Here is a 22,530-nt window from a genome sequence, read left to right as displayed (position 1 = left end):
TGCCCTTCCATCACATGAACCGAACGGACGGTTTCAACGACCTGCGGCTATTCCACGGTGATCGTGATCACTTCGGATACAATCGGCGGGGAATGCGGCACATGCCCGGCATCGCCCAGAACCAATTGCAGGGTGTGTTGGCCCGGCGACAGATTCAATGCTACTTCGGTCTGACCGCCTCCGAAGTGCATGTGATTATCGTCGGCGGGCAGGCCATTGGCCAACTCATCCGCGCCATCCTCGCCTTCACCCAGCGGGGGACGGTCAAGCAGCAGGTGGTGGTGCCCGGTGTTTTCTTTGTCGGTTCCGGCGGGCGCGACGCCCATGCCGCTTAGGCCAAAGACAACCGTGACCGGTGATTGCACGGTATCGCCATCCGACAGGTTGACGAAATAGACTTTTGCATCAGGATTCGACGGGGTCTCTCCTCCGGCATGCGCAAAGCCCACAGAAAGGCAAAGCGCAGCAATGGCGAAAAAGGTTCTCATGATCTCCTCCCTGGTCACAAAAATGCCATTCTCAATGAGAGATCTTAGCGCGATTGCCTGAAAAACACAGCATCACAATGCCTGAGGTGAGTTTGGAAACCACTGTTTCTGCGTTTCTCATACGCAAACGATCCGATTCAAATCCCTGATATTATCCCATGTCTGCCCCGTTTCCGCCCAGATTCAGCGCCATAGTCAGGACGGAAATCAAGATCTGGGGAACGAGTATGGACCGACTGACCGAAATGGAAGCCTTCGCCAATGTGGTGGACCAGGGTGGCTTCACCGATGCGGCCAAAAAGATGGGCATCTCCAAATCAGCTGTGTCCAAACACGTATCGAGCCTTGAGGCGCGTCTGGGAGCGCGGCTGTTGAACCGCACCACGCGCCGGGTTTCACCAACGGAAATCGGGCTGGCCTATTATGACCGCGCGCGGCGCGTGTTGAATGATGCCGGAGAAGCGGATTCACTGGTCACGTCAATGCAATCGGCCCCGTCTGGTCTTTTGCGCATCAGCGTCGCCACGGATTTCGGCGTCAATCACCTGTCACCTGTTCTGTCCGAGTTCCTTGCAGCCTACCCCGACATCACCGTGAACATGGTTTTGAACAACCGCTATGTCGAACTGATTTCCGAAGGATTTGACGTGGCCGTGCGCATTGGTGAGCTGGAAGACAGCACGTTGCGCGCCCGCAAACTGACCGAGACGGTCAAACGCATGGTCGCCGCGCCCAGTTATGTCGAAAGATTCGGCCGGCCGCAGAAGATCGATGATCTGAACGAACACAAGCTGCTGCATTATTCCAGCCAATCCTCGGGCAATGTCTGGAAACTGACCGCGCCGTCCGGCGAAAAACGTCAGGTTCGTACCGCCGGGTGGTTGAGTGTCAATGATGGCCAATCCCTGTTGAACGCGGCGGTTTCCGGCCTGGGTATCGCCTATCTGCCCAGCTATCTTTACGCCGAAGCCCTGAAGGCCGGGCTGGTTGTCGATGCAATGCCGTCCCTGCCTGACGAAGTTCAAGGCGTTTACGCCGTCTACCCGCCGGGCCGCTTTACGCAACCCAAAGTGCGGGCCTTCATCGATTTCCTCGTTGATTCCTTCCACGGGAAGGGTCCGATGGACTGGTAATTTCTCCCTGAAGACCAACCTTTGGCCCGCGTATGAAAGTGCGGGCCTTTTTTTACGGGTCGATCACTGACAGTCCCATGGACCGGGCGGAAGTGCGCAAGCTGTCCGTCAGCACATTCTGACCCGGCGGTGGGGTCTCGGAACTGCGTGCCAAAAGAGCAATATCGCGATTTGCATTGGCGATGGACAGCGGTCGCAAGCGCACCTCGTCGCGGTAGATCCCCTGTCTGCGAGCATAAAGATCAGGCAGTACCGCAACACCAACACCCGAAGCCGCCATCAGAACAATGGAATCAAGCGTCGTGCCTTCATACTCATCCGAAACAACCCCACCGCATTCCGCCGCCAATGCATAGACGATGCGCGACAGGCGGTGGCTTTGATCCAGGGTGAGGAAGATCCGGTTCTGAAGATCGGTGGCACTGACACCCTGCAAGTCCCGCGCCAGAACGTCATCAACGGCAACCGCGACCCAAAGAGGTTCGTTGAACAACCGGTGTTGCACGGTATTCGGATGATCTTCGGGCGTGGACAATATCAGATCAAAGCGACCGGATTTCAGACCCTGTTCCAGATCCAGTGTGTTTTCCTCGCGAACCGCAATACGCAATCCGGGGCGAATCCGGTGCACCTGTTTGATGGCTTGCGGCAACAGATAAGGCCCGATCGAAGGCAAAACCCCCAGTCGCAACCTTCCTCCGACGGGCATATCGTTCGACATGGCGTGGCGAAGGTCCTTGACCTCTGCCAGGATCTTCTGTGCGCGCAAGATGAATTCTTCTCCTTTCGCCGTCACCTGGATACCACCCCGGTTACGCTCAAAGATCCGAACGCCAAGCTCTTGTTCTACAGTCGCAATTTGCGTCGACAGGCTGGGCTGGCTGACATTCAGCACCTCGGCAGCCAAACTGAATCGCCCAAGGCGACTGACCGTAACGATGTATTCCAACTGTCGCAATGTGGGACGCATTTCATAGCCTGAAACTATATATAACTTAGAAAGATAGTATTTGGCGAAATCAGTTTTGCAAGGCACCTAACCCGAAAACGAGGGATCAGGAGTCAATTATGCCCGGAGTGATCGAGACGCTTTCCAGCAACCTGCTTGTGCCGACCATACTGTTTTTTGCCCTTGGGCTTCTGGCTGCCTTTGTACGCAGTGACCTGTCCATTCCGGCGGGCGCGGCCAAGTTCATGTCGCTTTACCTGCTGCTGGCCATCGGGTTCAAAGGCGGTGCCAGTCTGGCCGCGCATGGCATTCACCTGCAACTGTTCCTGACGCTGCTGGGCGGTGTCGCCTTGTCCTTTACCATCCCCTTCGTGGCCTTTGGCCTGCTCAGGGTGATGACACGGCTGGATGCGCTGAACGCGGCGGCGGTGGCAGGGCACTATGGTTCGATCTCGATCGTCACCTTTGTTACGGCCACCAGCCTGCTGGATCTGGTGGGGCTGACCCATGACGGATTCATGGTGGCCGTTGCGGCTGCGATGGAGGTGCCCGCAATCCTGTCGGCGCTTTGGTTGGCGCACAAGACCGGAAGCAATGGCGTCAAGGATGACAAGCTGTGGCGCGATCTGCTGGCCAACGGCTCGATCGTGCTGCTTACCGGTGCCTTCCTGATCGGAGCCATCACCGGTGGTGAAGGCATGCAGATGATCGCGCCTTTCATCGTGACGCCTTTCACAGGAATCCTGTGCCTGTTTCTGCTGGATATGGGCCTGTCGGCAGGGCGCAGCCTGATCAGCAACCGAGACAAGCTGTCGGTTGGCCTGTTCGCCTTTGGTGTCTTGATGCCCCTGATCGGCGCATTTATGGCCTGGGCGGTAGGTGCCGTGATCGGCTTGCCACAGGGCAGCTTGTTCCTGTTCATGGTGCTGTCAGCCTCGGCTTCGTATATCGCGGTTCCCGCCGCGATGAAGATCGCCCTTCCAAAGGCCGAGGCCGGGATCTATCTGACCTTGTCGCTGGGGGTGTCGTTTCCGTTCAACATCACCGTCGGATTGCCGCTGTACCTGTGGTTGGTCAGTTGACCAGCAATACGGCTTCGACCCGACGGTTGAGATCGCGCCCTTCCGGAGTTGCATTCGATGTGAGCGGAGACAGATAGCCAACACCCTGCGCTTCGATCCGGTCGGGTGCCACGCCATGCGCATCGATCAGGCGGGTCCGCACCGCCTCGGCCCGGCTTTTGCTAACCGCAATATTTGCCTGTAAGGCACCGGTATCGTCAGTGTGCCCTACCAACGCCAGGCGTGTGTTCGGGTTGTCGGTCAAGTATCCGGCCAGCAAGGTCAGCGAGTCAAACGGCCCTTCGCCCAGGGCAACCTCGCCCGTCGGAAAATGCAGGTCATCCAGGATCACGTGGCCCGTTGTCGCCAAGGCCTCCAGCAATCCGACCGGGCCTTCCACGGCTTGCTCGATCACCACAGGGTCCGGGTCCGGCGCGTCCTGGGGTGTGACCCGGATCATCTGAACATAGCCATCCGGGGGATTGCGGCTGACCAGCAGGCTAAGGGCAACCGGCCCCTTGGTGGCCGACAAAAACCGGTAATCCTGAATGGCGACATACATGTCCGGGGTTGGCACGACCTCGGTGCCAAAACGGAAATCGAAACCGCCACAAACCCGCGCGTCGCATTCGAACAGGATCTTGTAGCCCTGCGCCTCGATCTGTTCCCGCAACGGTGCCAGCAGCTGCAATGTCGTGCTCGACCCCGCCTGAAGCCGCCACGTATAGCGTTCCACGCGCCCTTCGAGCGTTTCTGCGGGAACCGAGCCATTTGCATAAGGCCCCGTCGGCAGGTCATAGCTGTCCAGTGGCGATGTTCGGTCGCTGATCTGTCGGGCACTGGCCGGCAGGGTCAGGTCCTGTGCGGCAACAGGTCCTGTCATCAGCAGGGCAACAAGGGCGGCGGCGCGGATCATCGAAACTGTGCGTGATATTCTTCGTTGGGCACCATCGCCGTTGCGCTGGCGACCCGGTTTGACATGTTGAAAAACCCGGCGACATTGGCGATGTCCCAGATGTCGCGGTCGGAAAAGCCTGCATCGCGCAGGCGCTGGCGGTCGGGCTCTTCGATCTCGGCGCTGGCGGTGGTCATCTTTGCGGCAAAGTCCAGCATCGCCCGTTGACGCGGCTCCAGCGGGGCGACGCGATAGTTCATCACCAGCATTTCGCCCAGTTGCGGATTGCCCGAAAGCTGACGCACCGCCGCCCCATGGGCGACCAGACAGTAGAAACATTTGTTGATTGACGAGACGACGACCGCGATCATCTCGCGTTCCAGTTTGGTCAGCCCGCTGTCAGCCAGCATCAGGTCGTTATACATCGCGGTGAAGGCGTTCAGCTTGTCGATGTCGAATGCGTTGGCTTTCAGCACATTCGGCACCATGCCCAGTTTTTCGACACAGATATCAAAGTATTTCTGCGTTTCCGGCGGCAGTGGATCGACCATGGGCAGGTTCAGCGCGGTAGGCATGTCTTTTTGTGTCACGGCGGCCTCTTCGGTTCAGACAAGATGACGGTAATGGTATTCGCCCGCGATCTCCATCCCGAGGGCACGATAAAGACCGTTGGCGCCCTCATTGGCCTTGGTGCAGATCACGCTGAGGTTCTGCGCACCGTGATCACGCGCCCAGAATGCGGCCGCGCGCATGGTCCAGTGGCCCAGCCCCTGACGACGGTGCTCGGGCAACACTTCCAGCGCGTGGACCATCGCAGTGTCTGCATGCATCGCCACAAAAGCCACGCCGCTGGGTTTGTCGTTGTGACGCAGCAAAAATCCTGTCTTGGGTCCCTTGGCACGTTCCATCACCGCGATCCGCTCGGGTCCGATCCCGCCCGAGGCCCAGATTTCGCGCATGATCTCAAGCGGTTCCCAGATCGAAAACACCATTACCGGTGGGATCGGCTGATCGATCAGCCGAGAGATGGGGCAGACATAAATGTTGACCGGGTCAAGAATGTCGTATCCCCGCTGGGCCAGCATTGCATCCAGAGCTTCATCCCCGGGCGGCAGGCAAAAGATGCGTTTTTGCCCCATGGACAGCATCGCGGCCTCGGCGGCGTCGATATCGTCTTCGTTGGCCGGGCCCAATGCACTGGCCGCTGATACGCGCGACCCTCCGCCCCGCCCCTCACGCAGCAGAAACGGGCCAAGCCGCTGATAGCGTGCGGCGGGCCATGTTCCGTCGACTATTTCCGCCCAGTTATTGCTCAAAGCTCAAGCTCTTTCGCCAGGCGGGTGGTGGCCGCGTCGATCCGGCCTCCGTCGGTGCCGCGTACAACCACGTTGGCCCCGAAGGCACCGTTGATCTGAAACGGATAGCACCCGATGGACAAGTCACTGAAATCTTCGGCCAAGGCCGCCAGGGTTGCGGCGATATCACCTTCTCCGCGGTCCACACGCAGAGTTTGCGACAGCAAAGGGCGGCCTCCGGTCAATGTTGGCAACACGCTCGCCACCATCGCCTGAAAAACCGACGGCACACCCGCCATGACATGCACATTCGCAAGCGTGAACCCGGGCGCTGTCGAAACCGGATTTTCGATCAGCGTCGCCCCGTCCGGAATACGCGCCATGCGCAGGCGGGCGGCATTCAGTTCCAGCCCGGATTTGTCGTAATGGGCCTGCAATAGCGCGCGCGCGTCATCGCGCACATCAATGGGTGTGTCAAAAGCGCGGGCAATGCAATCGGCCGTGATATCGTCATGGGTCGGGCCGATGCCGCCGCTGGTGAAGACATTGTCATAAGCGTCGGACAGCGCTTTGACGGCCGCTTCAATGGCAGGGGCGTCATCGCTGACAATGCGGACCTCTTTCAGGTCGATGCCGTGTTTGGTCAGTTCCTGCGCCAGAAAATGCATATTCGCATCGCGGGTGCGACCCGACAGGATTTCATCCCCGATCACCAGCATCGCTGCGGTTGGATTGCCCATGGCGCTGTCCCCTCTTGATCGTTCTCAGGGGCAGGTATAGGCCCTGAACCATGCGATTTGAAACCCCTCTTGTCCCCGCCCGGCTGATCCGCCGCTACAAACGCTTTCTGGCTGATTGCAGGCTTGAGGACGGGAGTGAGGTAACGGCCCATTGCGCCAATCCGGGATCGATGATGGGGCTGGCCGAGCCGGGTGAGAAAATCTGGCTGGAACCCAACGACGATCCGAAGAAAAAGCTGAAATTCGGATGGCGGCTGGTGGACCACGAGAACGGGCATTTTACCGGGGTCGATACCTCGGTCCCGAACCGGGCGCTGCGGGCTGCTTTGGAAGCCGGTGAGATTCCCGAACTGGCCACCTATGACACCATCCGGCCCGAGGTGAAATACGGCGACAACAGCCGCATCGATTTCCTGCTGACGGAGCCGGGCCTGCCGGATGCCTATGTCGAGGTGAAAAGCGTGACACTGTCACGCCAGCCCGGACTGGCCGAGTTTCCCGACAGCGTCACAGCCCGTGGCACCAAGCATCTGGGCGAGTTGGCCGCGATGGCGTCACAAGGGCACCGGGCGATCATGCTGTATTTGGTTCAGCGAACCGATTGCGACCGGTTTGCTTTGGCGGCCGATATTGATCCAGCCTACGCGGCGGCATTTGAGGCGGCGCAGGCGCAAGGGGTGGAACGGATCGTTTGCGGGACGCGGATAACGCCGTCGGGGGTTTGGGTGCAGACTGAAATGAGGATTTTGGCCGGCTGAGTCAGTCCGCAACGACAGCATCAACCTCAATCTCGACCAGCCACTCGGGATTCACAAATCGTTCGATGGCCATGATAGTATCTACAGGGCGAGCATCCAGACAATACAGCTTTCGGGCTTCGATCGCCTGTTTCCAGTTTTCGATTTCGGTCAGGATGACACGCGTTCTGACAATATCGTGCAGCCCTGACCCGGCACGCTCAAGCGCATCTTTGATGATTTCGAAACATTGTCTGGTTTGCAGATAGACATCGCCGACACCCACAGTGTTGCCGTCAGCATCGACTGGTGCGGTTCCCCCGACCGCGATGAAGTTCCCGACCCGAACCGCTCGGCTGAACCCAACGATGCTTTCCATGGGGTTTCCGTTAGAGATCAATTCTCGTTTCTGTGACATGCATCCGGTTCCCTGATTTTCTCAAGAAAAAGTGCAATCATTAGATACTGATCCGCCTGCCGTGAAAAGTGTCCAAGCCAGTAGCCGTACGGATTGCAGTCGAGGCGGTGGGGTCCGAGATGCTGCAATGCAGCCCCTACTCTTGAATCCTGAGCCAACGGAACCAAGTTTCCCGCATGGTTTACGCAGTCTGAACACGCGCCCTCTGGTACTTTCTGCACAAGCAGCGTAAAAGGAATGCTGCGCGCAACATTTGGAGCTTAGCGTCGATGAAAGAGCATCGTGGCCGCCTGACCAAGGACGGCATTCGCATCTATGAACAAGGTGACTTCGCCGGGATGCACGCGGCGGGGGCTTTGGCGGCGCGGATTCTGGATGATATTGCCGAACATGTGTTTCCCGGACAAACCACGGGCGCCATTGACGGGCTGATCACGCAGATGGTCGAAGACGCCGGCGCGACCTCGGCCACCATAGGCTACAAGGGCTATCAGCACGCCAGCTGCATCAGCGTGAACCACGTGGTCTGCCACGGTATTCCAGGTGAGAAAAAGCTGAAGGACGGCGATATCCTGAATATCGACGTCACCGTCATCGTCGATGGCTGGTTTGGCGACACCTCGCGCATGTATGTGGCAGGCAAGCTGCCGCGCAAGGCGGAACGGCTGATCCAGGTGACCCATGACGCGCTGTTCAAGGGCATTGAGATGGTCAAGCCGGGCAATACCTTTGGTGACATCGGCCATGCCATCCAGTCCTATGTCGAAGCACATCGGATGAGCGTCGTGCGTGATTTCTGCGGTCATGGTCTGGGTCGTGTTTTTCACGCGCCACCGAACGTATTGCACTATGGTCGCCCGGGCACCGGTGCCGTGCTGGAAGAGGGTATGTTCTTTACCATCGAACCCATGGTCAATCTGGGTCGCCCGGAAACCAAGACTCTGGCCGACGACTGGACAGCAGTGACCCGCGACAAATCGTTGTCGGCACAGTTCGAGCATTCGGTGGGCGTCACCTCGGATGGGGTCGATATCTTTACCCTGTCACCCGCTGGCAAGTTTCACCCGACCTATTCCTCCTGATCCGCGGCCTGCTCACGGAGGAGTTTCAGCAGCACCGTTTCAGCCCCCCACGGCGTGACCGCGTCGTGGATGAAGACCGGCGCGCGCAAGGGTTTGCGCTCTGGGCTGGTGGAAACTTCTGCATCACTGGAAAAGGTCCAGGCAAAAGGTGTCAGGGTGCGGTCCATGCGTGCACACTAGCACAACCGCGGGTCAAAGTCCCAACAACCCATGCGCCTGTGACATGTCCGTGATCACCTCGGCCCCCAGATCCGCCAGCTTTTCACCGCCTCCATGAGGCGCATAAGCAAGGCAACGCATGCCGGCGCGGATCGCCGCCGTGACACCACTGTGGCTGTCTTCGATCACCACCGGAGCCGTCGCGCCAAAGTGCTCGGCAGCCAGGCGGAACATCTTTGGGTCCGGCTTTCCGGTGCCCAGCACATGGGCCGAGAACATCACGTCTTTGAAACGGTCCCAAAGCCCGTTCTGACCCAGAGTGATCTTCATCTTGTCCGGGCTGCCATTCGACGCGACGCAACAGGGGATACCCTTTTGATCCAGCCCCGCAAGCAGGTCTGCGATGCCGGGGACCAATGGCACACCTGCGCGTAGGCGGTCGTAGGTTTCGGCATAGACCTGATCTATCCAGTCTTTGGGCAGAACGGCGCCCATCGCGCGGGCCTTGTCCCGCACCCCCACCATGGTTCCGCCCACGAACAGGGACATGCATTCACGCAGTGCCAGTTGCAGGCCATGATGCGCCAGATTGTCCACCAGCACCTGGTTCGAGATCACCTCGCTGTCCACCAGAACGCCGTCGCAATCGAAAATGACAAGATCGTGCATATGGGATTCCTGCTGTGCCTCGCGCTCGGCCTATCCAAGCTGTCCCGTCAATGCAAACACAGGCCCCGGGCCAAACCGCACGGAACATCTCAGCCTGGCACATCTTTCCACATCAAGGAAATATGCGTGTCGCCATATTTGCGACTGTCTTGCAATGTGAACCCGGCCGGCGCCTGCATCGGGGCATTTTCTTCCCAGACCAACAAGGCATCATCCGCGATCCAGCCATTGGCCAAGGCGGCGACGGCCTTCTGCCCCATGGATTTCCCGTAAGGCGGGTCCAGAAAAACCAGATCGTATGGCGCGCCGGGATTGTCGCCCAACCGGGTCGCATCGCGACGGACCAAGTCGGTACGGTCGGCGCTGCGGGTCAGGTCGATATTCTTGCGTATCAACCCCTGAGCCACCCGCCCGTCATCGACGAAGGTGACATGCGACGCCCCCCGCGACAGCGCCTCGAGCCCCAGCGCCCCGGTTCCCGCGAACAGATCCAGCACGCGCAAACCGTCAAAATCGATCTGGTGGTTGAGCACATTGAACAGGCTTTCACGCACGCGGTCGGTGGTGGGGCGCAGATGCGCGCCCGCATCACCCTTGCCAACCGAGGCGAGGGCGCGGCCCCGGAATTCTCCGGCTATGATCCTCACGCCTTGAGCAGCGGTTTCAGGTCCGCGTTGGGGTCTGCCACGACTTCGGGATCAGCGGTCTTGCCCATTTCGATCAATCGCTTGCCGACCATGTATGCCCGCGGGTCATTCATCGCGTCCACAGCAATCAGCCTGTCGCCTTTGTAATACCAGAAAGACACGGTCTGACCCTCGCCCTTGCGGGTCACCACGCGATCATATCCGGTGTTCAGGCCCGCGATCTGAAGCTTGACGTCGTACTGGTCCGACCAGAACCATGGGGTCGCCACATAATCCTTGGCGGCACCTAGCATGTTCTGCGCCACAATTTCGGCCTGGTCGATGGCGTTTGGGACGCTTTCCAGACGGATACGCCCTTCGCCATGCGGAAAAGAGGCGCAATCGCCCGCCGCCCAGATCGACGAATCAGACGTGCGACCATGGGCATCGGTTTTGATGCCGTTGTCCAGTTCGAGCCCTGCCATCTCGGCCAGTTGGGTTGAGGGGGTGATGCCCACACCAACCACGACGAAATCAACGTCCAGCGTCGTGCCGTCCGTCAACACGGCCCCCACAACCCTGCCATTTTCGCCAATCAGACGATCCAGCCCGACGCCTTCGCGGATGTCGGCACCGTATTCGCTGTGTAACGCGCGGAAATACGCGCTGGTTTCTGGCGCAGCGACCCGTTGCAGGATGCGGTCGGCCATCTCGACCAAGGTGACCTTGACGCCGCGTTTCGCGCAGACGGCGGCGGCCTCGAGCCCGATGTAACCGCCGCCCACAATCAACGCGCGGGCGCCTTCGGTCACTTTGGGTTCCATCTCGTCAATATGGGCCAGGTCGCGCACCACGTGCACGCCGTCCAGATCACCTCCGATGGCGGCAGGCAGGCGGCGCGGATCTGACCCGGTGGTCAGCGCCAGTTCGTCATACGGGATGACTTCATCCCCAACAGTGACCGTCTTGGCCTTGGGGTCGATGCCGGTCACGCGCAGGCCAAGCCGCAGAGTGATGTTGTTTTCGGCATAGAAGCTTTCGGGTCGCAGGAACAGGCGCTCCAGTTCCATCTCTCCAAGAAGATAGGCCTTGGACAAAGGCGGGCGCTGATACGGCAGATGCGGCTCGGCCCCGATCAGAGTAATCTCTCCGTCGAACCCGTCCTTGCGCAACCGCGCCACCAAGGACGCTCCTGCCTGACCCGCGCCAATCACGACAATATGGCTCATGCTTTGCCCACCCTGCAGATTTCCCGTGGTCTCTCTGATTTGACCACCTATATTGCGGCTTAGCCCAATTCTGCAAATCCAAACGACAGGAGCTGAAAAATGATTTCAACAGGAGACACTCTGCCCGAGGCCACACTGATCCAGATGGGGGCCGACGGGCCAGAGGAAGTTCGGATTTCAGACAAGACCAAAGGGCGCAAGGTTGTCATTTTCGCTGTGCCCGGCGCCTATACCGGCACATGCACCACCGCACATGTGCCAAGCTTCATTCGCACCAAAAAGCAGTTCGACGACAAGGGCGTGGACGAGATCATGTGCCTGTCGGTCAACGACCCTTTCGTCATGCAGGCCTGGGGTGAATCCACCGGCGCGGCCGCAGCCGGACTGACCATGGTTTCAGACGCGGCCTCAGAATTCACCAAAGCCATCGGCATGGATTTCGACGCCCCGCCCGTTGGCCTGTTCGCACGCTCGAAACGGTATGCGATGCTGGTCGAGAACGGCAAGGTCACGGCCCTGAACCTGGAAGATAACCCCGGTGCTTGCGGGATCTCGGCGGGTGAAGGTCTGCTGGAGGTGATCTGAATTTGGCCGGCCCCGGTCTGTCCGGGGCCGCGTGAACCCAATTTAACTTGAAGCACTGCCTCAATGCGCGAATACTCGTCGCACAAAATTGGGGAGACTTTTATGAAACTTAAGGTATTTCCATCCATCCTGACCAGCGCAGCCCTTTTGGCAGCCTGCGGTCCGGCCCCAACCCCGCAACAGCAAGCCGCCCGGCAGCACGAAATTGCCTGCCTCAGCGGCACATTGGGCGGCGCCTTGATCGGCGGCGCGATCGGCAACCAGTTCGGCGGCGGATCGGGCAAGACGATCCTGACCGCAGCCGGCGCTGCTGCCGGTGGCATTGAAGGCCAAAGGTTTGCATGCTGAGGAGATTGGACATGAAACGGACGATTTTTGTATTCACGGCTGCAGTCCTGGCCTCGGCGACCAATGCCGAAACCGTGGCCGAGCTGCATGAAAAAGAATTGAATGCCATCGACGCAAACAATGACGGGTTCCTGTCCAAAGACGAATTCGACGCTTTTTCAGACTATGCGTTTCAGGCCATGGACGAAGACAAGAACGGCACACTGGGTCAGGCCGAGGCCAAGCCGTTTCTGGACATAAAGCAGTTCCAGAATGTTGACCGCAACAAGGACAGCTTTATCTCAAGATCGGAATATGATGCACAGATGAATGAAGATTTCGGCGTGGCAGATCAGAATGGCAATGGTCAACTGGACTAAGCCCGCTTGAGGGAGCTTGCTATGAAAAAATGGATCGGAATGGGTGCTTTGGCACTGGTCGCGGCCTGTGACGTTCAGCAATCTCCTGTGGTGACGGGGCCTGACGGACAGGCCCGCATCCAGATCAATCCGTCTGGCCTGACCTGCTATGAAAACCGGTGTCTGGATATCAACCCAGCGGCGCGCAGCGTGCGCCAGATCGGGAACAAGACCACTGGCATCCCAAGGTCCATCGATGTCAGCGATGGCACCGTCACACCTGCGGAATTCAAGCAGATGGGCACGGCTGCGTCGCTTGCCGGTGGCCAAGGGTCAGGCAACGACCGCTAGCACAGACTGTCCATCTTTCGGGCCAGTTTGGCGTCCAGTGACGACAGGCCGCCTACGTCATGGGTGGACAGAACCACCTCGACCGTGCGGTAGACGTTGGACCATTCTGGATGATGGTTCCATTTCTCGGCCCAGATCGCCACTTGCGTCATCCAGCCAAATGCGTGCACGAAGTTGTCGAAAATGAAAGTCTTGGTGATCGCGTCGCGGCCTTCGACCATGGTCCAGCCGTTTTTGAACAGCGGATCCAGCAGCGGGCCACGGGTCTCGGCGGACAAAAGTTCAGTCATTGCTGTTCCTCCGGGTTCGATTTCCTGAACGGGCCGTAATCCGTCAGAATCTCGATCTCTTCTCCCACTGCGCGGCCTTCGGCGTCCAGATATTTTTTGACGGCATCGGCAAACCCCGGATCGCCGACCCAGTGCAAGCTATGCGTGCGCGTCGGCAAATAGCCCCGCGCCAGCTTGTGTTCGCCCTGAGCGCCCGCTTCCACCCGGGCCAGACCGTGGGCAATGGCAAAGTCTATCGCCCTATAGTAGCACAGTTCGAAATGCAGGCAGGCATGATGTTCGATGCAGCCCCAATACCGCCCAAAAAGCGTTTCGCGGCCTATGAAGTTCAGCGCACCCGCAATGGCATGACCATCCCGTTCAGCCAAAACCAGGGCCATGTCATTCGCCATCGTCTCTTGTGCGATGTCAAAAAACTGGCGCGTCAGATAGGGTGAGCCCCATTTTCGCGCCCCGGTGTCCTGATAGAACCGCCAAAACGCATCCCAGTGTTCCGGGCGCAGGTAATCGCCCGTCAATGTGCGGATTTCTCCGCCAAAGCCATTGGCCTGCGCCCGTTCCTTGCGGATGTTCTTGCGCTTGCGTGAGGACAAGGCCGCAAGGAAGTCATCGAATTCGGCGTAGCCATCATTCAGCCAGTGAAACTGTTGCGAGCTGCGAAGCATTAGCCCCATCTGCTCACCGGCCAATGCCTCGGCTTCTGTACAGAAGGTCACGTGAACCGAAGAAACCTGATTGTCGGCCGCCAGTTGAACGGCACCCTGCACCAAAGCCGACATTCCGATCCTGTCATAACCCGGGCGCACCAGAAACCGCCGCCCGGTGGCGGGTGTGAACGGCACCGCAATTTGCAGCTTGGGATAATACCGCCCGCCTGCGCTTTCATAGGCATGGGCCCAGCTGTGGTCAAAGATGTACTCGCCCTGGCTGTGCGATTTGGCATACATCGGGGCCGCTGCGATCAGGATCCCGTCAAGAAAGGCGGTCAGGTATTGCGGCTGCCAACCCGTACCGCGCCCGACCGAGCCGCTTTCTTCAAGCGCCAGCAAAAAACGATGCGTGGTGAAGGGATCAAGGGGACGCCCACCGTCGGCGGTCTCGGGGCAGGCGCAGGCATCCCACTCGGCCGCTGAAATCCGCGACAGAGACCCAATGACCTGAACTTCGATTTGGGCCTGATCCATGTTTCCTCCGCACCAGCCCTTTATCTGTGACCGAAGCGGCAAGGTTCAAGCTGAATGCGCAGCCAGATACCCTTCGAAGGTCACATTGTCGGCAACCATGCGGGCCTCTGCCTCTTGTTCAGGCGTTCGGACGGTCCAGCACAGGATCGGCACGCCTTGCGCCTTCAGTTCGGCCACACGCGGGCGGGAAAGATCTTCCGCCTCGTGGCTGATGAAACCGGCCCCGACACGTTCAAAATCAGGAATGTCGCGCAGGGTGTCGCAGACGTCATGCGGCAGAAGCTCGACACTGGGCTCATAGGCGCAAGTCGTGATGCCGCGCGGCAGGTGCGGGGCCAGCCGCGCCAGTTCCGCAACCGAGTTTGGATTGAAGGACATCAGGGCCACCGGGCCGTCATAGCCCTGCAATGCGCGCACAGTGTCGTGCTCGAGGGCACCGATATTCATACCCATAATGCCGTCCTGATCCTTCAGCTCGATAAGCAGCGGCACTTGGCCTGCGACCATATCCAGCACTTCATCCAGCGTTGGAATGCCGTCATCACCATACAGAAGGGTCAATTCGGACGCCGCCGCCGCCGACACCTGCCGGATCGGCCCGGGCTGGCCGGTCAGACGCCCCATGTCGTAATCATGGAAAACGACGGCACGATCATCAGATGTCAGCTGAAGGTCGATCTCGATCCCGTATCCGGCATCAATGGCGGCACGAATGGCCGCCCGGCTGTTTTCCGGGCGGTTGTTCGAGACGTCATGCAGCGCCCGATGAGCAATCGGGGCCTGCAAAAACGCAGCTGGCAGGGGCGGTATCATTCGATCTCGAAAATGCCTTCGATCTCGACCGCCACGCCCAAAGGCAGCGACGCAGCACTTACGGCAGAACGCGAGTGGCGACCGGCGTCGCCCAGCGCTTCGACCAGGAAGTCGGATGCACCGTTGATCACTTGCGGCTGCGCAGTGAAATCTGCGGTCGAGTTCACGAAACCGGTCAGCTTGATGACACGCACCAGTTTGTCGATATCTCCGCCACAGGCCGCCTTGACCTGTGCCAGCAGATTGATCGCGCAGACCCGCGCCGCTGCGGCTCCGGCCGCGACATCCATGTCATCGCCCAGCTTGCCGGTGATCAGCTCGTCTGATTTCGATATCTGGCCGGACACGTACACGATATTGCCCACACGTACATACGGCACATAATTTGCCGCTGGCGCGGGTGCGTCGCCCAGCGTGACACCGAGGCTTTCCAATTTTGCAGCGATGCTCATTGAGAGGGTCCTTCCCTGATTGACTCTGCCGGACGCTAACCGGGAAGCACATCCGTGGAAAGACGGAATGCGGCAAATTCCGGCTTGCATGCGATCTGAGCATATCTTTACTTATTATGACTTGCAGATGCTCAATTGCTTTACCCGGACCTGACGAACAGGTTACACGCTAGGTGTTTCATTTGAGACCTGAAACGACTATGTGACAAGAACTTGTGCCTTACCGGCGTGTTAGTATTGGTGAATTGTGATTGTTGGCCCGAGAGAACGGATGTCGGGCATTTGGGAGAAGCAAAGATCGTGTCGAGCAGATTTTGCCTGAAACACCTGGTTGTCCTGTCACTCATGGCCATTCTGTCCGCCTGTGCAACGACACCGCCCGAGGGCGCCTCACGCAGCGACGTGTTTGACCCTTACGAAAACGCGAACCGGGGAATTCACAAGTTCAATCTGGGCGTTGACCGGTTTCTGTTTCGACCTGCGTCGAAAGGGTACGTGAAGATCGTTCCTGATCCCATGGTCACCAGTTTCAGCACATTCGCCGAAAACATCTCGTTGCCCGGACAAGCGGTCGACTACCTGCTTCAGGGCAACCCGAAACAGATGGGGAATGCGCTGCTGCGGTTCGTAATCAACATGACCGTGGGCGGTTTTGGCCTGTCCGCGCCCGCAGATGAGCTGAACCTGCCGCCCGTCGATACTGATTTCGGTGAGACCCTGCATGTCTGGGGGGTCGGCGAAGGGGCTTATGTTGAACTGCCTTTCTATGGCCCGTCGACCCAAAGGGATGCCATCGGGGTCGTGATCAACCTGTTCTCGAATCCGATCAATTTTACCCCGGTCCGGCCCGCCGACAATCTGGGCGTCTATGCCGAAGTCGTTCGCCGCATGGGTGATCGTGGACGGTTCTCGGATACCGTGGACTCGATTCTGTATGAAAGCGCAGACAGTTATGCGCAGGCCCGCCTGATCTATCTGCAAAACCGCCGCTTCGAACTGGCGAGAGATGACGAAGACGCCTATCTGGATTTGTATTCTGACCCCTATGCCGAAACCGGGACAGACCCGGTCAGGGACCCCTATCTAGACCCCTACGAGGACCCCTATGCTGAATAACGAGTTGAACCGCCGTAACTTTGTCGCAGCCGGTCTGGCTTTGGCCGTCTTGCCCAAATCCGCGTTTGCCCAAACCGAGGCATCAGCCAAGGCACTGGTCAACAGTGTGGTCAACGACATCAACAGGGTTATCGCATCGGGCAAGTCAGAGAATGCGATGCTGCGTGATTTCGAGAAGATCTTTGTGCAATATGCCGACGTCCCGATCATGGCGCGTTATGCCCTCGGTGCCGATGCCCGCACGGCCACCCCATCCCAGCTAAAGCAATTCACCAAGGCTTTTCAGGGCTATATCTCGCGTAAATATGGTCGCCGCTTCCGCGAGTTCATCGGCGGTAAGGTCAACGTGCGCAATGCCCGCAAGATCAAGGCCGGATATGAAGTGCGCACAATTGTCAAGCTGCGCGGCTCGGCTCCGTTTGATGTGACGTTCCTTGTTTCGGACAAGTCAGGGCGTGAAAAATTCTACAACATGTTCATCGAAGGCGTGAATTTGTTGCTGACCGAGCGTACCGAAATCGGCGCGATGCTGGATGCCCGCAAAGGCAACCTGGACCAGTTGATCAAAGACCTGAACAAGACGGGCTGATCCATTTCACTTGCGGCGGGACATTGAATTACGCCTTTGGCAACAGTGGGGCAGAGGCGTCTGACCACCTGTTTTTTCAGCGCGCCGCGGCTACATGTCGAGGTCACGGCATGTAACTGCGCACCAAAGCGCCTGCAATCAAAGCCCACCCATCGGCGATCACGAAAAACGCCAGCTTGAATGGCAAGGATACGATGGCCGGAGGCACCATCATCATACCCATCGACATCAATACAGCGGCCACGACAAGATCGATGATCAGAAACGGCAGGAAAATCAGAAACCCGATCTGAAACGCCCGCGCGATTTCCGACAGCATGAAGGACGGCATCAAGACAGACAACGGCGCTTTTGCGGACAACTCCATAGCCTCACCGCCGGGGCGCAAAGCCGCCATGGCATAGAACGTGTCCGCATCCAGTCGGGCCGCCATGAAGGCACGGAACGGCTCTAACGCGCGCTCCAACGCTGGTTCCACTTCCATCGTCTCTTCCATCATCGGTCGTATCCCTGTCGCCCATGCTTCTGAAAACACCGGGTCCATGATGAAATAGGTCAGGAACAACGCCAGGCTGACCAACAGCATATTGGGCGGAGATTGTTGCAGGCCGATCCCTTGCCGCAGGATCGACAGAACGGTGATCAGGAAGGGAAAGCAGGTGATCATGATCGCCAACCCCGGAGCGATGCTCAGGACTGTGATCAGCAGAATCAGCTGGATCGTCCGGGCGGAAATCGAGCCGCCCTCGCCCAGGGACAAGGTCAAATCCTGGGCAGCGGCCAGTGAGGGCGTCAACACGGCCACCAAAGCCAGGCAGAATACATAGCGCATCAACCGATTCCGTTGTGCAAATCCGCAATCTCGGTCAAGCGCACTGCAAGTTGCCCTGCCTGATCGCCTTCCATTTCTTCCAACAGCCCGCGCGCCACCAACTGATCCCCAACATAGAGGTCAACCGGATCTTCGATCCGTTTGTCCAGGGTCAGCACGGCATTCTCTCCCATGTTCAACAGGTCCTTGATCAATGGGCGCGCACGACCAACGGAAACGGTCACTTCAATCGGGACCGAGTCGAAGGGGTTGGGTTTTTCAGATTTCGGGATCTGGGTGTCATTCATTGGACAAAGCCTCTCTTGTCTCAAAGACATAAGCGTCAAAGGTCTGTTCGATGGCGGCGAGCAAAGCGGTGCAATCAACCTCACGCCGGCTCGTGCCGACCTGAAGGCGGGCCTGACCCGGCTCCAGTTCAGAGTGTTCGATCACCTGAGGAGTGGAATGCAGATCTTGCGGCAACAGCGCTGCGACACTCTCGGCACATCCCGGCGGCACCAAAATCTGCATCGGCTGCTCTATCCGCGAACGCGCCATTTCACAGAATTGCTCCACAATGCGGGCTGCCAGGCCCCGATCGGCCATCTCAGGCAGTACGGTCTGAACCAGGCTGGTGAACATGGGCTCCAGCGACAGGGTCATGCGGGCGATGGCTTCGTGATAGGTGAAAGACATATCCTCAAGCGACCTTGCCAATTCAGCCGAAATCTGGCTGCGGCTTTGCTCCTGCGCCCGCGAGGCATCTTCCCAACCGGCCCCATACCCGTCTTCGAAGGCAGAGAGCCGTTGTTCTTCCAGCGTGTCCTCATTCAAGATCAGAACGGGCCCCGTACCGGTCTGGGTGGTGAAATCCTCAAGAAGATGGGCAATCGACATCATACCCGCTCCTCGCCTTCTTCAAGCCAACTGCGCAGGATCTCGACAGTTTCTTCCTGCTTGTCACCGATCATGGCGCGCAGCCGGTCGACAGGATCCTCAGTGGCGTTCGAGCCGAGAGCCGGAACACCACGCTCTGCCGGCAGGGTCGAGTGCTCTGCCGGTTCCTCCGGTGCGATTTCACCTGTCAGTGCCAGGGTATCCGAATCCGCCCCTCCTGCCGCCGCCAGCAGCGCCGGTGTCGGTGTTGCATTTGTCAGGATCGGGCGGATCACGAACAAGGCCAGCACGAGCGAAACCAAAGCCAGCACAGCCATCTGTATCAAGGACATGACATCCAGATGGATGTTCTGCCAGAGCGACGACGAAACCAGAGTGCCCTGTGGTTCGACCGACGGCAAATCCATGGATTTCAGTGTAATAACGTCCCCGCGCGCCGCATCGTACCCGACTGCCGACGCCACGAGCTCTTCCAGAGCGGTAAGCTCTTCCTGAGGCAAGGGCGTGAAGACTTCGGCACCGGAGGCGTCCACCGATCTTTTCCCATTGACCAGAACTGCAACCGTCAGACGCTTGATCGCGCCGGGGGCTTTATGGACTTCCAGCTCTGTCTCGGAGACTTCGTAGTTCACCCGCTCACGAGTCTGGGTAGCCGTCGAGTTCGATTCGTCCCCGCCCGCCGCATCGCCATCCGGCAGGTTCGACGCCACGGTGACATCCGATGACTGATTTCGGGCGCTGTCCGAACGTTCTTCGACATCCGTGCTGATCGCCACGCGGCCTTTGGGGTCAAAGCGCCGCTCGCGAATGGATTCCGTCCTGGTTTCGGTATCGACACTGACTTCGACCACGGCGTTGCCGGTACCGACACGCGCCTCGACCAGACGCAGAACACGTTCCCGCAACTGGCGCGACTTGTCGTCCGAAGTGTCCGCAGGCGCTGCGGTATCCTGCCCGCCAATCACGGCCCCGTGCGAATCAACCACCGTGACGTTCTCGGGCGTCAGGCCGCTGACGGCCGAGGCAACGAGGAACCGGATGGCCTTGGCCTGATCCCCGGTAATTTCGGTCCCGGATGGCACGAGGTAGACCGAAGCCGTTGGTGACACGCTGCGCTGAAACGGGTTTGCCGTCCCGTTGGCAATATGGACGCGCGCCTGACTTATATGCGGGCTACCGACAATCGTCCGCGCCAGTTCACCCTCTTTCGCGCGCCAATAGGCAGCATCGAACATCTGAGAGGTAGTGCCAAACCCGCTTAGCGAATCAAGCAGTTCGTACCCTTTATTGCCGTTTGCGGGCAGGCCTTCGCTGGCAAGGGTCATTCGCAGCTCGTCGCGCTGCGCGCCGGATACGTAGATCGATCCGCCCCGAATTTCATATGTGACGCCACGCTGGTCCAGCGCGCGTACTATTTCCCCGGCGGCACCGCTTTCCAGACCCGCATAAAGCAGCGTCATGGACGGAGCCGTTACAAGGCGCGACATGCCAAGGATTCCCAGAAACACCAGCGCAACCGCACCGGCGACGATGATTTGTTTACGCCTGTCCAAATTAGCCCAGACAGTTCCGATCTGCTGCACGCTCACCTCCGACTCGCCGGCATTCTGCCCGACGCACCCTCTGTTTGGACGATTGCTCTTAACAATCGGTTAGTCCCTGCGCGGTTATGACGGGGTCGGAACGGATGAATGAGGACGTCATGACCGACGCAACCGACGAACTGGCGGAACCCACCGGGAAAAAAGGGAAAAAGGGAATGCTGATCGGTATGCTTCTTGCCATCGCCGGCGCTGCGGGCGGGTATTTCCTGACGTCATCCGGATTGATTCCGCTGGGTGGCAAGGCCGCGGTTGAGGCCGGCAAGGACAAGGCGAAAGAAGAACCTGCCAAAGCGCTGGCAGATGTCGGGTTCATTGATCTGCCGCCGGTTGTTGTATCGGTGAATTCCGGCAAGTCACGACATTTGAAGTTCCACGCTCAGCTCGAAGTTAACGCGCCGTACATAGCTGATGTGAAAAAAATGCAGCCACGAATCATGGATGTCCTGAACGGATACCTGCGAGCCGTCGAATTGAAGGACCTGGAGGATTCGCTGGCATTGACGCGCATCCGAGGTCACCTGCTGCGACGCATTGGAATTGTCGTTGGCGAAGGGCGCGTTCGCGATGTGCTGGTGATGGAATTTGTACTGAATTAGGAGGCGGAATTGGAGCTGATTGCGGATATTTTGCTGGTCGCCGGTGCGTTGGGCGCGGGTCTTTATTGTTTTGTGCTGTCGCGCCGCCTCAGGCGGTTCACCGATCTTGAAAAAGGCGTCGGTGGCGCGGTGGCCGTGTTGTCGACCCAGGCAGAAGAGCTGAAGAAATCCCTGGACAGCGCGCGAAATGCCTCTGATCAATCGGGGGATCAGCTGAAGGCGCTGACGCAAAGGGCTGAGACCGTGGCGCAGCGCCTGGAGCTGATGATGGCATCTCTGCATGATGTCATCCCCGAAGAAGAAACTGCTGCCCCGGAAAAAGCAAAGCCTGTCCAAGACGAGCCCCAGCCTAAAGAGGACCAGGGCACCAAGCACGAGAAAGCAGCGGAACCGGTCGAAACTGGTGCGCGTGAAGAGCAAGCCAAGGCGCCAGAGGGCCTGATGTTCTTCCGCCATGACCGCAAGCAGAACGGGGCGCAGGTATGAGCCTTGCGCGCAACGCCAAACACGATACACGCCCGCGCGGTGGTGTGCTTGCTGTCATCTCATTGCTGATGATCGGCTCGGCAGCCATTCGCGTTGGCTTGGAGGCAGGACCCGCGCTCGCCAAACCGGCGACACACGAAGCCGTGGAAAACGAGCCCGCCGCGTCCGAAACACGCGATGTTCAGGTTGTGCTGGCGGAGCTTTTGCGCCGGGAGGATCGCGTCAAACAGCGAGAGGCTGAATTGCGCGATCAGGAAAAAGCACTGGAGATCGCAACCCAGGCCGTTGAAACGCGTCTGACGGCCCTGAAGGAAGCAGAAGATGCCCTGCGTGCCACGTTGGCGGTTGCGGACAAAGCGGCAGAGAACGATCTGGCGCGCCTGACGGATGTTTACCAGAACATGAAACCCAAGGACGCAGCCGCGTTGTTTGAAACCATGGACCCGACCTTTGCCGCAGGGTTCCTGTCCCGCATGCCGGCGGACGCAGCGGCTGGCGTACTGGCGGGCCTGAGCCCCGAAGCGGCCTATACAATCAGCGTTGTCATGGCCGGACGCAACGCCTCGGCCCCACAGGAGTAGTCGCTCGT

32 protein-coding genes are annotated in these 22,530 nt (G+C 58.9%); 13 read left to right on the top strand and 19 right to left on the bottom strand.

Going from position 1 to position 22,530, the window contains the following annotated elements:
* Positions 1–47: 47 nt before the first annotated feature.
* On the bottom strand, positions 48–488 hold the full coding sequence (locus tag I9185_RS17120; protein ID WP_210093662.1) for a DUF4399 domain-containing protein: 441 nt from the start codon (positions 486–488) through the stop codon (positions 48–50).
* A gap of 227 nt (positions 489–715) precedes the next feature.
* Between I9185_RS17120 and I9185_RS17115 the strand changes: the two genes are divergently transcribed.
* Positions 716–1,621: a LysR family transcriptional regulator gene (locus I9185_RS17115; protein ID WP_152459401.1), complete on the top strand. Its 906-nt coding sequence runs from the start codon at positions 716–718 to the stop codon at positions 1,619–1,621.
* 52 nt (positions 1,622–1,673) lie between these two features.
* On the opposite strand, the gene I9185_RS17110 is transcribed toward I9185_RS17115, so the two are convergent.
* Entirely contained in the window at positions 1,674–2,591 is a 918-nt protein-coding gene (locus I9185_RS17110; protein ID WP_171172024.1) for a hydrogen peroxide-inducible genes activator, read from the bottom strand.
* A 98-nt stretch (positions 2,592–2,689) separates the two neighbouring features.
* On the opposite strand from I9185_RS17110, the gene I9185_RS17105 reads away from it, so the two are divergent.
* Positions 2,690–3,652, top strand: coding sequence for a sodium-dependent bicarbonate transport family permease (locus I9185_RS17105; protein WP_210093661.1), 963 nt, complete (start codon positions 2,690–2,692; stop codon positions 3,650–3,652).
* Here the strand turns inward: I9185_RS17105 and I9185_RS17100 are convergent.
* From I9185_RS17100 to I9185_RS17085, 4 genes are read right to left on the bottom strand one after another with little or no spacing between them, the layout of a single operon-like run.
* The gene (locus tag I9185_RS17100) at positions 3,645–4,547 is read right to left on the bottom strand and encodes an OmpA family protein (protein WP_210093660.1); all 903 of its coding nucleotides are present in this window, start codon (positions 4,545–4,547) and stop codon (positions 3,645–3,647) included. The two genes, I9185_RS17105 and I9185_RS17100, sit on opposite strands and share 8 nt — an antisense overlap.
* Positions 4,544–5,116, bottom strand: coding sequence for a peroxidase-related enzyme (locus I9185_RS17095; RefSeq protein ID WP_224858256.1), 573 nt, complete (start codon positions 5,114–5,116; stop codon positions 4,544–4,546). The genes I9185_RS17100 and I9185_RS17095 overlap by 4 nt, the downstream gene beginning before the upstream one ends.
* Before the next feature lie 15 nt (positions 5,117–5,131).
* Positions 5,132–5,842 (bottom strand): GNAT family N-acetyltransferase, encoded by a 711-nt coding sequence (locus tag I9185_RS17090; RefSeq protein ID WP_210093659.1) that lies wholly within the window; start codon positions 5,840–5,842, stop codon positions 5,132–5,134.
* The gene (locus I9185_RS17085; RefSeq protein WP_171724696.1) at positions 5,839–6,561 is read right to left on the bottom strand and encodes a molybdopterin-binding protein; all 723 of its coding nucleotides are present in this window, start codon (positions 6,559–6,561) and stop codon (positions 5,839–5,841) included. Before I9185_RS17085 ends, I9185_RS17090 begins: the two co-directional genes overlap by 4 nt.
* Before the next feature lie 50 nt (positions 6,562–6,611).
* Between I9185_RS17085 and sfsA the strand changes: the two genes are divergently transcribed.
* Positions 6,612–7,319, top strand: a complete 708-nt coding sequence (gene sfsA / locus I9185_RS17080) for a DNA/RNA nuclease SfsA (RefSeq protein ID WP_210093658.1) — start codon at positions 6,612–6,614, stop codon at positions 7,317–7,319.
* A 1-nt stretch (position 7,320) separates the two neighbouring features.
* Here sfsA and I9185_RS17075 read toward each other — a convergent pair whose 3' ends face one another.
* Positions 7,321–7,716 (bottom strand): RidA family protein, encoded by a 396-nt coding sequence (locus I9185_RS17075; RefSeq protein ID WP_245218178.1) that lies wholly within the window; start codon positions 7,714–7,716, stop codon positions 7,321–7,323.
* 269 nt (positions 7,717–7,985) lie between these two features.
* On the opposite strand from I9185_RS17075, the gene map reads away from it, so the two are divergent.
* Positions 7,986–8,798: a type I methionyl aminopeptidase gene (map, locus tag I9185_RS17070; RefSeq protein WP_171637336.1), complete on the top strand. Its 813-nt coding sequence runs from the start codon at positions 7,986–7,988 to the stop codon at positions 8,796–8,798.
* On the opposite strand, the gene I9185_RS17065 is transcribed toward map, so the two are convergent.
* The 4 genes from I9185_RS17065 to I9185_RS17050 all read right to left on the bottom strand — a co-directional run bounded on the left by I9185_RS17065 (position 8,786) and on the right by I9185_RS17050 (position 11,481).
* Positions 8,786–8,965 carry a hypothetical protein gene (locus I9185_RS17065; protein ID WP_209835206.1) on the bottom strand — a complete coding sequence of 60 codons (180 nt, stop codon included), beginning with the start codon at positions 8,963–8,965 and terminating at the stop codon, positions 8,786–8,788. The genes map and I9185_RS17065 overlap by 13 nt on opposite strands.
* 25 nt (positions 8,966–8,990) lie before the next feature.
* Positions 8,991–9,626 carry an HAD family phosphatase gene (locus I9185_RS17060; protein ID WP_210093657.1) on the bottom strand — a complete coding sequence of 212 codons (636 nt, stop codon included), beginning with the start codon at positions 9,624–9,626 and terminating at the stop codon, positions 8,991–8,993.
* Positions 9,627–9,715: 89 nt separating this feature from the next.
* Positions 9,716–10,273 carry a 16S rRNA (guanine(966)-N(2))-methyltransferase RsmD gene (gene rsmD / locus I9185_RS17055; protein WP_171724700.1) on the bottom strand — a complete coding sequence of 186 codons (558 nt, stop codon included), beginning with the start codon at positions 10,271–10,273 and terminating at the stop codon, positions 9,716–9,718.
* Positions 10,270–11,481: an FAD-dependent oxidoreductase gene (locus tag I9185_RS17050; protein WP_210093656.1), complete on the bottom strand. Its 1,212-nt coding sequence runs from the start codon at positions 11,479–11,481 to the stop codon at positions 10,270–10,272. Before I9185_RS17050 ends, rsmD begins: the two co-directional genes overlap by 4 nt.
* Before the next feature lie 99 nt (positions 11,482–11,580).
* Here I9185_RS17050 and I9185_RS17045 point away from each other — a divergent pair, with 99 nt between their 5' ends.
* The 4 genes from I9185_RS17045 (at position 11,581) to I9185_RS17030 (ending at position 13,103) form a co-directional block, all read left to right on the top strand.
* A complete protein-coding gene (locus I9185_RS17045; RefSeq protein ID WP_171637345.1) occupies positions 11,581–12,066 on the top strand; it encodes a peroxiredoxin in 486 nt (161 codons plus the stop codon).
* Between the two features lie 102 nt (positions 12,067–12,168).
* Positions 12,169–12,414, top strand: a complete 246-nt coding sequence (locus I9185_RS17040; RefSeq protein ID WP_171637346.1) for a glycine zipper 2TM domain-containing protein — start codon at positions 12,169–12,171, stop codon at positions 12,412–12,414.
* Positions 12,415–12,425: 11 nt separating this feature from the next.
* The gene (locus I9185_RS17035) at positions 12,426–12,773 is read left to right on the top strand and encodes a hypothetical protein (protein ID WP_171637347.1); all 348 of its coding nucleotides are present in this window, start codon (positions 12,426–12,428) and stop codon (positions 12,771–12,773) included.
* A 21-nt stretch (positions 12,774–12,794) separates the two neighbouring features.
* A complete protein-coding gene (locus I9185_RS17030; RefSeq protein ID WP_210093655.1) occupies positions 12,795–13,103 on the top strand; it encodes a hypothetical protein in 309 nt (102 codons plus the stop codon).
* Here I9185_RS17030 and I9185_RS17025 read toward each other — a convergent pair.
* Genes I9185_RS17025 through I9185_RS17010 form a run of 4 tightly spaced genes read right to left on the bottom strand, consistent with a single transcriptional unit; the run spans position 13,100 to position 15,842 of the window.
* Positions 13,100–13,393 carry a 4a-hydroxytetrahydrobiopterin dehydratase gene (locus I9185_RS17025; protein ID WP_152459417.1) on the bottom strand — a complete coding sequence of 98 codons (294 nt, stop codon included), beginning with the start codon at positions 13,391–13,393 and terminating at the stop codon, positions 13,100–13,102. The two genes, I9185_RS17030 and I9185_RS17025, sit on opposite strands and share 4 nt — an antisense overlap.
* On the bottom strand, positions 13,390–14,577 hold the full coding sequence (locus I9185_RS17020; RefSeq protein ID WP_210093654.1) for a GNAT family N-acetyltransferase: 1,188 nt from the start codon (positions 14,575–14,577) through the stop codon (positions 13,390–13,392). The genes I9185_RS17025 and I9185_RS17020 overlap by 4 nt, the downstream gene beginning before the upstream one ends.
* A 45-nt stretch (positions 14,578–14,622) precedes the next feature.
* A complete protein-coding gene (locus I9185_RS17015) occupies positions 14,623–15,390 on the bottom strand; it encodes a glycerophosphodiester phosphodiesterase family protein (RefSeq protein ID WP_210093653.1) in 768 nt (255 codons plus the stop codon).
* Positions 15,387–15,842, bottom strand: coding sequence for a RidA family protein (locus I9185_RS17010; RefSeq protein ID WP_171233424.1), 456 nt, complete (start codon positions 15,840–15,842; stop codon positions 15,387–15,389). The genes I9185_RS17015 and I9185_RS17010 overlap by 4 nt, the downstream gene beginning before the upstream one ends.
* 345 nt (positions 15,843–16,187) lie before the next feature.
* On the opposite strand from I9185_RS17010, the gene I9185_RS17005 reads away from it, so the two are divergent.
* Both I9185_RS17005 and I9185_RS17000 read left to right on the top strand, forming a co-directional pair.
* On the top strand, positions 16,188–16,958 hold the full coding sequence (locus I9185_RS17005; RefSeq protein ID WP_171637476.1) for a VacJ family lipoprotein: 771 nt from the start codon (positions 16,188–16,190) through the stop codon (positions 16,956–16,958).
* Entirely contained in the window at positions 16,948–17,547 is a 600-nt protein-coding gene (locus I9185_RS17000) for an ABC transporter substrate-binding protein (protein WP_210093652.1), read from the top strand. The genes I9185_RS17005 and I9185_RS17000 overlap by 11 nt, the downstream gene beginning before the upstream one ends.
* A 103-nt stretch (positions 17,548–17,650) precedes the next feature.
* Here the strand turns inward: I9185_RS17000 and fliP are convergent, their stop codons facing one another.
* From fliP to fliF, 4 genes are read right to left on the bottom strand one after another with little or no spacing between them, the layout of a single operon-like run.
* The gene (gene fliP, locus I9185_RS16995; RefSeq protein WP_210093651.1) at positions 17,651–18,379 is read right to left on the bottom strand and encodes a flagellar type III secretion system pore protein FliP; all 729 of its coding nucleotides are present in this window, start codon (positions 18,377–18,379) and stop codon (positions 17,651–17,653) included.
* Positions 18,379–18,666: a FliM/FliN family flagellar motor C-terminal domain-containing protein gene (locus tag I9185_RS16990; protein WP_152459423.1), complete on the bottom strand. Its 288-nt coding sequence runs from the start codon at positions 18,664–18,666 to the stop codon at positions 18,379–18,381. The genes fliP and I9185_RS16990 overlap by 1 nt, the downstream gene beginning before the upstream one ends.
* Complete coding sequence (locus I9185_RS16985) at positions 18,659–19,258, bottom strand: ABC transporter ATP-binding protein (RefSeq protein ID WP_245223617.1); 600 nt, start codon at positions 19,256–19,258, stop codon at positions 18,659–18,661. Before I9185_RS16985 ends, I9185_RS16990 begins: the two co-directional genes overlap by 8 nt.
* Entirely contained in the window at positions 19,255–20,838 is a 1,584-nt protein-coding gene (gene fliF / locus I9185_RS16980) for a flagellar basal-body MS-ring/collar protein FliF (protein ID WP_210093650.1), read from the bottom strand. The genes I9185_RS16985 and fliF overlap by 4 nt, the downstream gene beginning before the upstream one ends.
* Before the next feature lie 119 nt (positions 20,839–20,957).
* Here fliF and I9185_RS16975 point away from each other — a divergent pair, with 119 nt between their 5' ends.
* Genes I9185_RS16975 through I9185_RS16965 form a run of 3 tightly spaced genes read left to right on the top strand, consistent with a single transcriptional unit; the run spans position 20,958 to position 22,522 of the window.
* Positions 20,958–21,455 (top strand): flagellar basal body-associated FliL family protein, encoded by a 498-nt coding sequence (locus tag I9185_RS16975; RefSeq protein WP_171724707.1) that lies wholly within the window; start codon positions 20,958–20,960, stop codon positions 21,453–21,455.
* A 9-nt stretch (positions 21,456–21,464) separates the two neighbouring features.
* The gene (locus I9185_RS16970) at positions 21,465–21,941 is read left to right on the top strand and encodes a hypothetical protein (protein ID WP_210093649.1); all 477 of its coding nucleotides are present in this window, start codon (positions 21,465–21,467) and stop codon (positions 21,939–21,941) included.
* The gene (locus tag I9185_RS16965; RefSeq protein ID WP_171637360.1) at positions 21,938–22,522 is read left to right on the top strand and encodes a hypothetical protein; all 585 of its coding nucleotides are present in this window, start codon (positions 21,938–21,940) and stop codon (positions 22,520–22,522) included. The genes I9185_RS16970 and I9185_RS16965 overlap by 4 nt, the downstream gene beginning before the upstream one ends.
* Positions 22,523–22,530 lie beyond the last annotated feature (8 nt).

The sequence above is a fragment of the Ruegeria sp. HKCCSP346 genome (assembly GCF_017872595.1).
Classification (GTDB): Bacteria; Pseudomonadota; Alphaproteobacteria; order Rhodobacterales; family Rhodobacteraceae; genus Ruegeria.
The sequence above is the reverse complement of the archived record's forward strand: the minus strand, read 5'-3'. Positions and strand labels throughout refer to the sequence as shown.

Excerpts from the sequence above, each read along its gene's own strand:
- I9185_RS17120 (WP_210093662.1), bottom strand. The coding sequence starts at position 488 with ATGAGAACCTTTTTCGCCATTGCTGCGCTTTGCCTTTCTGTGGGCTTT.
- I9185_RS17115 (WP_152459401.1), top strand. The coding sequence starts at position 716 with ATGGACCGACTGACCGAAATGGAAGCCTTCGCCAATGTGGTGGACCAG.
- I9185_RS17110 (WP_171172024.1), bottom strand. The coding sequence starts at position 2,591 with ATGCGTCCCACATTGCGACAGTTGGAATACATCGTTACGGTCAGTCGC.
- I9185_RS17105 (WP_210093661.1), top strand. The coding sequence starts at position 2,690 with ATGCCCGGAGTGATCGAGACGCTTTCCAGCAACCTGCTTGTGCCGACC.
- I9185_RS17100 (WP_210093660.1), bottom strand. The coding sequence starts at position 4,547 with ATGATCCGCGCCGCCGCCCTTGTTGCCCTGCTGATGACAGGACCTGTT.
- I9185_RS17085 (WP_171724696.1), bottom strand. The coding sequence starts at position 6,561 with ATGGGCAATCCAACCGCAGCGATGCTGGTGATCGGGGATGAAATCCTG.
- sfsA (WP_210093658.1), top strand. The coding sequence starts at position 6,612 with ATGCGATTTGAAACCCCTCTTGTCCCCGCCCGGCTGATCCGCCGCTAC.
- I9185_RS17075 (WP_245218178.1), bottom strand. The coding sequence starts at position 7,716 with ATGTCACAGAAACGAGAATTGATCTCTAACGGAAACCCCATGGAAAGC.
- map (WP_171637336.1), top strand. The coding sequence starts at position 7,986 with ATGAAAGAGCATCGTGGCCGCCTGACCAAGGACGGCATTCGCATCTAT.
- I9185_RS17065 (WP_209835206.1), bottom strand. The coding sequence starts at position 8,965 with ATGGACCGCACCCTGACACCTTTTGCCTGGACCTTTTCCAGTGATGCA.
- I9185_RS17060 (WP_210093657.1), bottom strand. The coding sequence starts at position 9,626 with ATGCACGATCTTGTCATTTTCGATTGCGACGGCGTTCTGGTGGACAGC.
- I9185_RS17050 (WP_210093656.1), bottom strand. The coding sequence starts at position 11,481 with ATGAGCCATATTGTCGTGATTGGCGCGGGTCAGGCAGGAGCGTCCTTG.
- I9185_RS17045 (WP_171637345.1), top strand. The coding sequence starts at position 11,581 with ATGATTTCAACAGGAGACACTCTGCCCGAGGCCACACTGATCCAGATG.
- I9185_RS17040 (WP_171637346.1), top strand. The coding sequence starts at position 12,169 with ATGAAACTTAAGGTATTTCCATCCATCCTGACCAGCGCAGCCCTTTTG.
- I9185_RS17035 (WP_171637347.1), top strand. The coding sequence starts at position 12,426 with ATGAAACGGACGATTTTTGTATTCACGGCTGCAGTCCTGGCCTCGGCG.
- I9185_RS17030 (WP_210093655.1), top strand. The coding sequence starts at position 12,795 with ATGAAAAAATGGATCGGAATGGGTGCTTTGGCACTGGTCGCGGCCTGT.
- I9185_RS17025 (WP_152459417.1), bottom strand. The coding sequence starts at position 13,393 with ATGACTGAACTTTTGTCCGCCGAGACCCGTGGCCCGCTGCTGGATCCG.
- I9185_RS17020 (WP_210093654.1), bottom strand. The coding sequence starts at position 14,577 with ATGGATCAGGCCCAAATCGAAGTTCAGGTCATTGGGTCTCTGTCGCGG.
- I9185_RS17015 (WP_210093653.1), bottom strand. The coding sequence starts at position 15,390 with ATGATACCGCCCCTGCCAGCTGCGTTTTTGCAGGCCCCGATTGCTCAT.
- I9185_RS17010 (WP_171233424.1), bottom strand. The coding sequence starts at position 15,842 with ATGAGCATCGCTGCAAAATTGGAAAGCCTCGGTGTCACGCTGGGCGAC.
- I9185_RS17005 (WP_171637476.1), top strand. The coding sequence starts at position 16,188 with ATGGCCATTCTGTCCGCCTGTGCAACGACACCGCCCGAGGGCGCCTCA.
- I9185_RS17000 (WP_210093652.1), top strand. The coding sequence starts at position 16,948 with ATGCTGAATAACGAGTTGAACCGCCGTAACTTTGTCGCAGCCGGTCTG.
- fliP (WP_210093651.1), bottom strand. The coding sequence starts at position 18,379 with ATGCGCTATGTATTCTGCCTGGCTTTGGTGGCCGTGTTGACGCCCTCA.
- I9185_RS16990 (WP_152459423.1), bottom strand. The coding sequence starts at position 18,666 with ATGAATGACACCCAGATCCCGAAATCTGAAAAACCCAACCCCTTCGAC.
- I9185_RS16985 (WP_245223617.1), bottom strand. The coding sequence starts at position 19,258 with ATGATGTCGATTGCCCATCTTCTTGAGGATTTCACCACCCAGACCGGT.
- I9185_RS16975 (WP_171724707.1), top strand. The coding sequence starts at position 20,958 with ATGACCGACGCAACCGACGAACTGGCGGAACCCACCGGGAAAAAAGGG.
- I9185_RS16965 (WP_171637360.1), top strand. The coding sequence starts at position 21,938 with ATGAGCCTTGCGCGCAACGCCAAACACGATACACGCCCGCGCGGTGGT.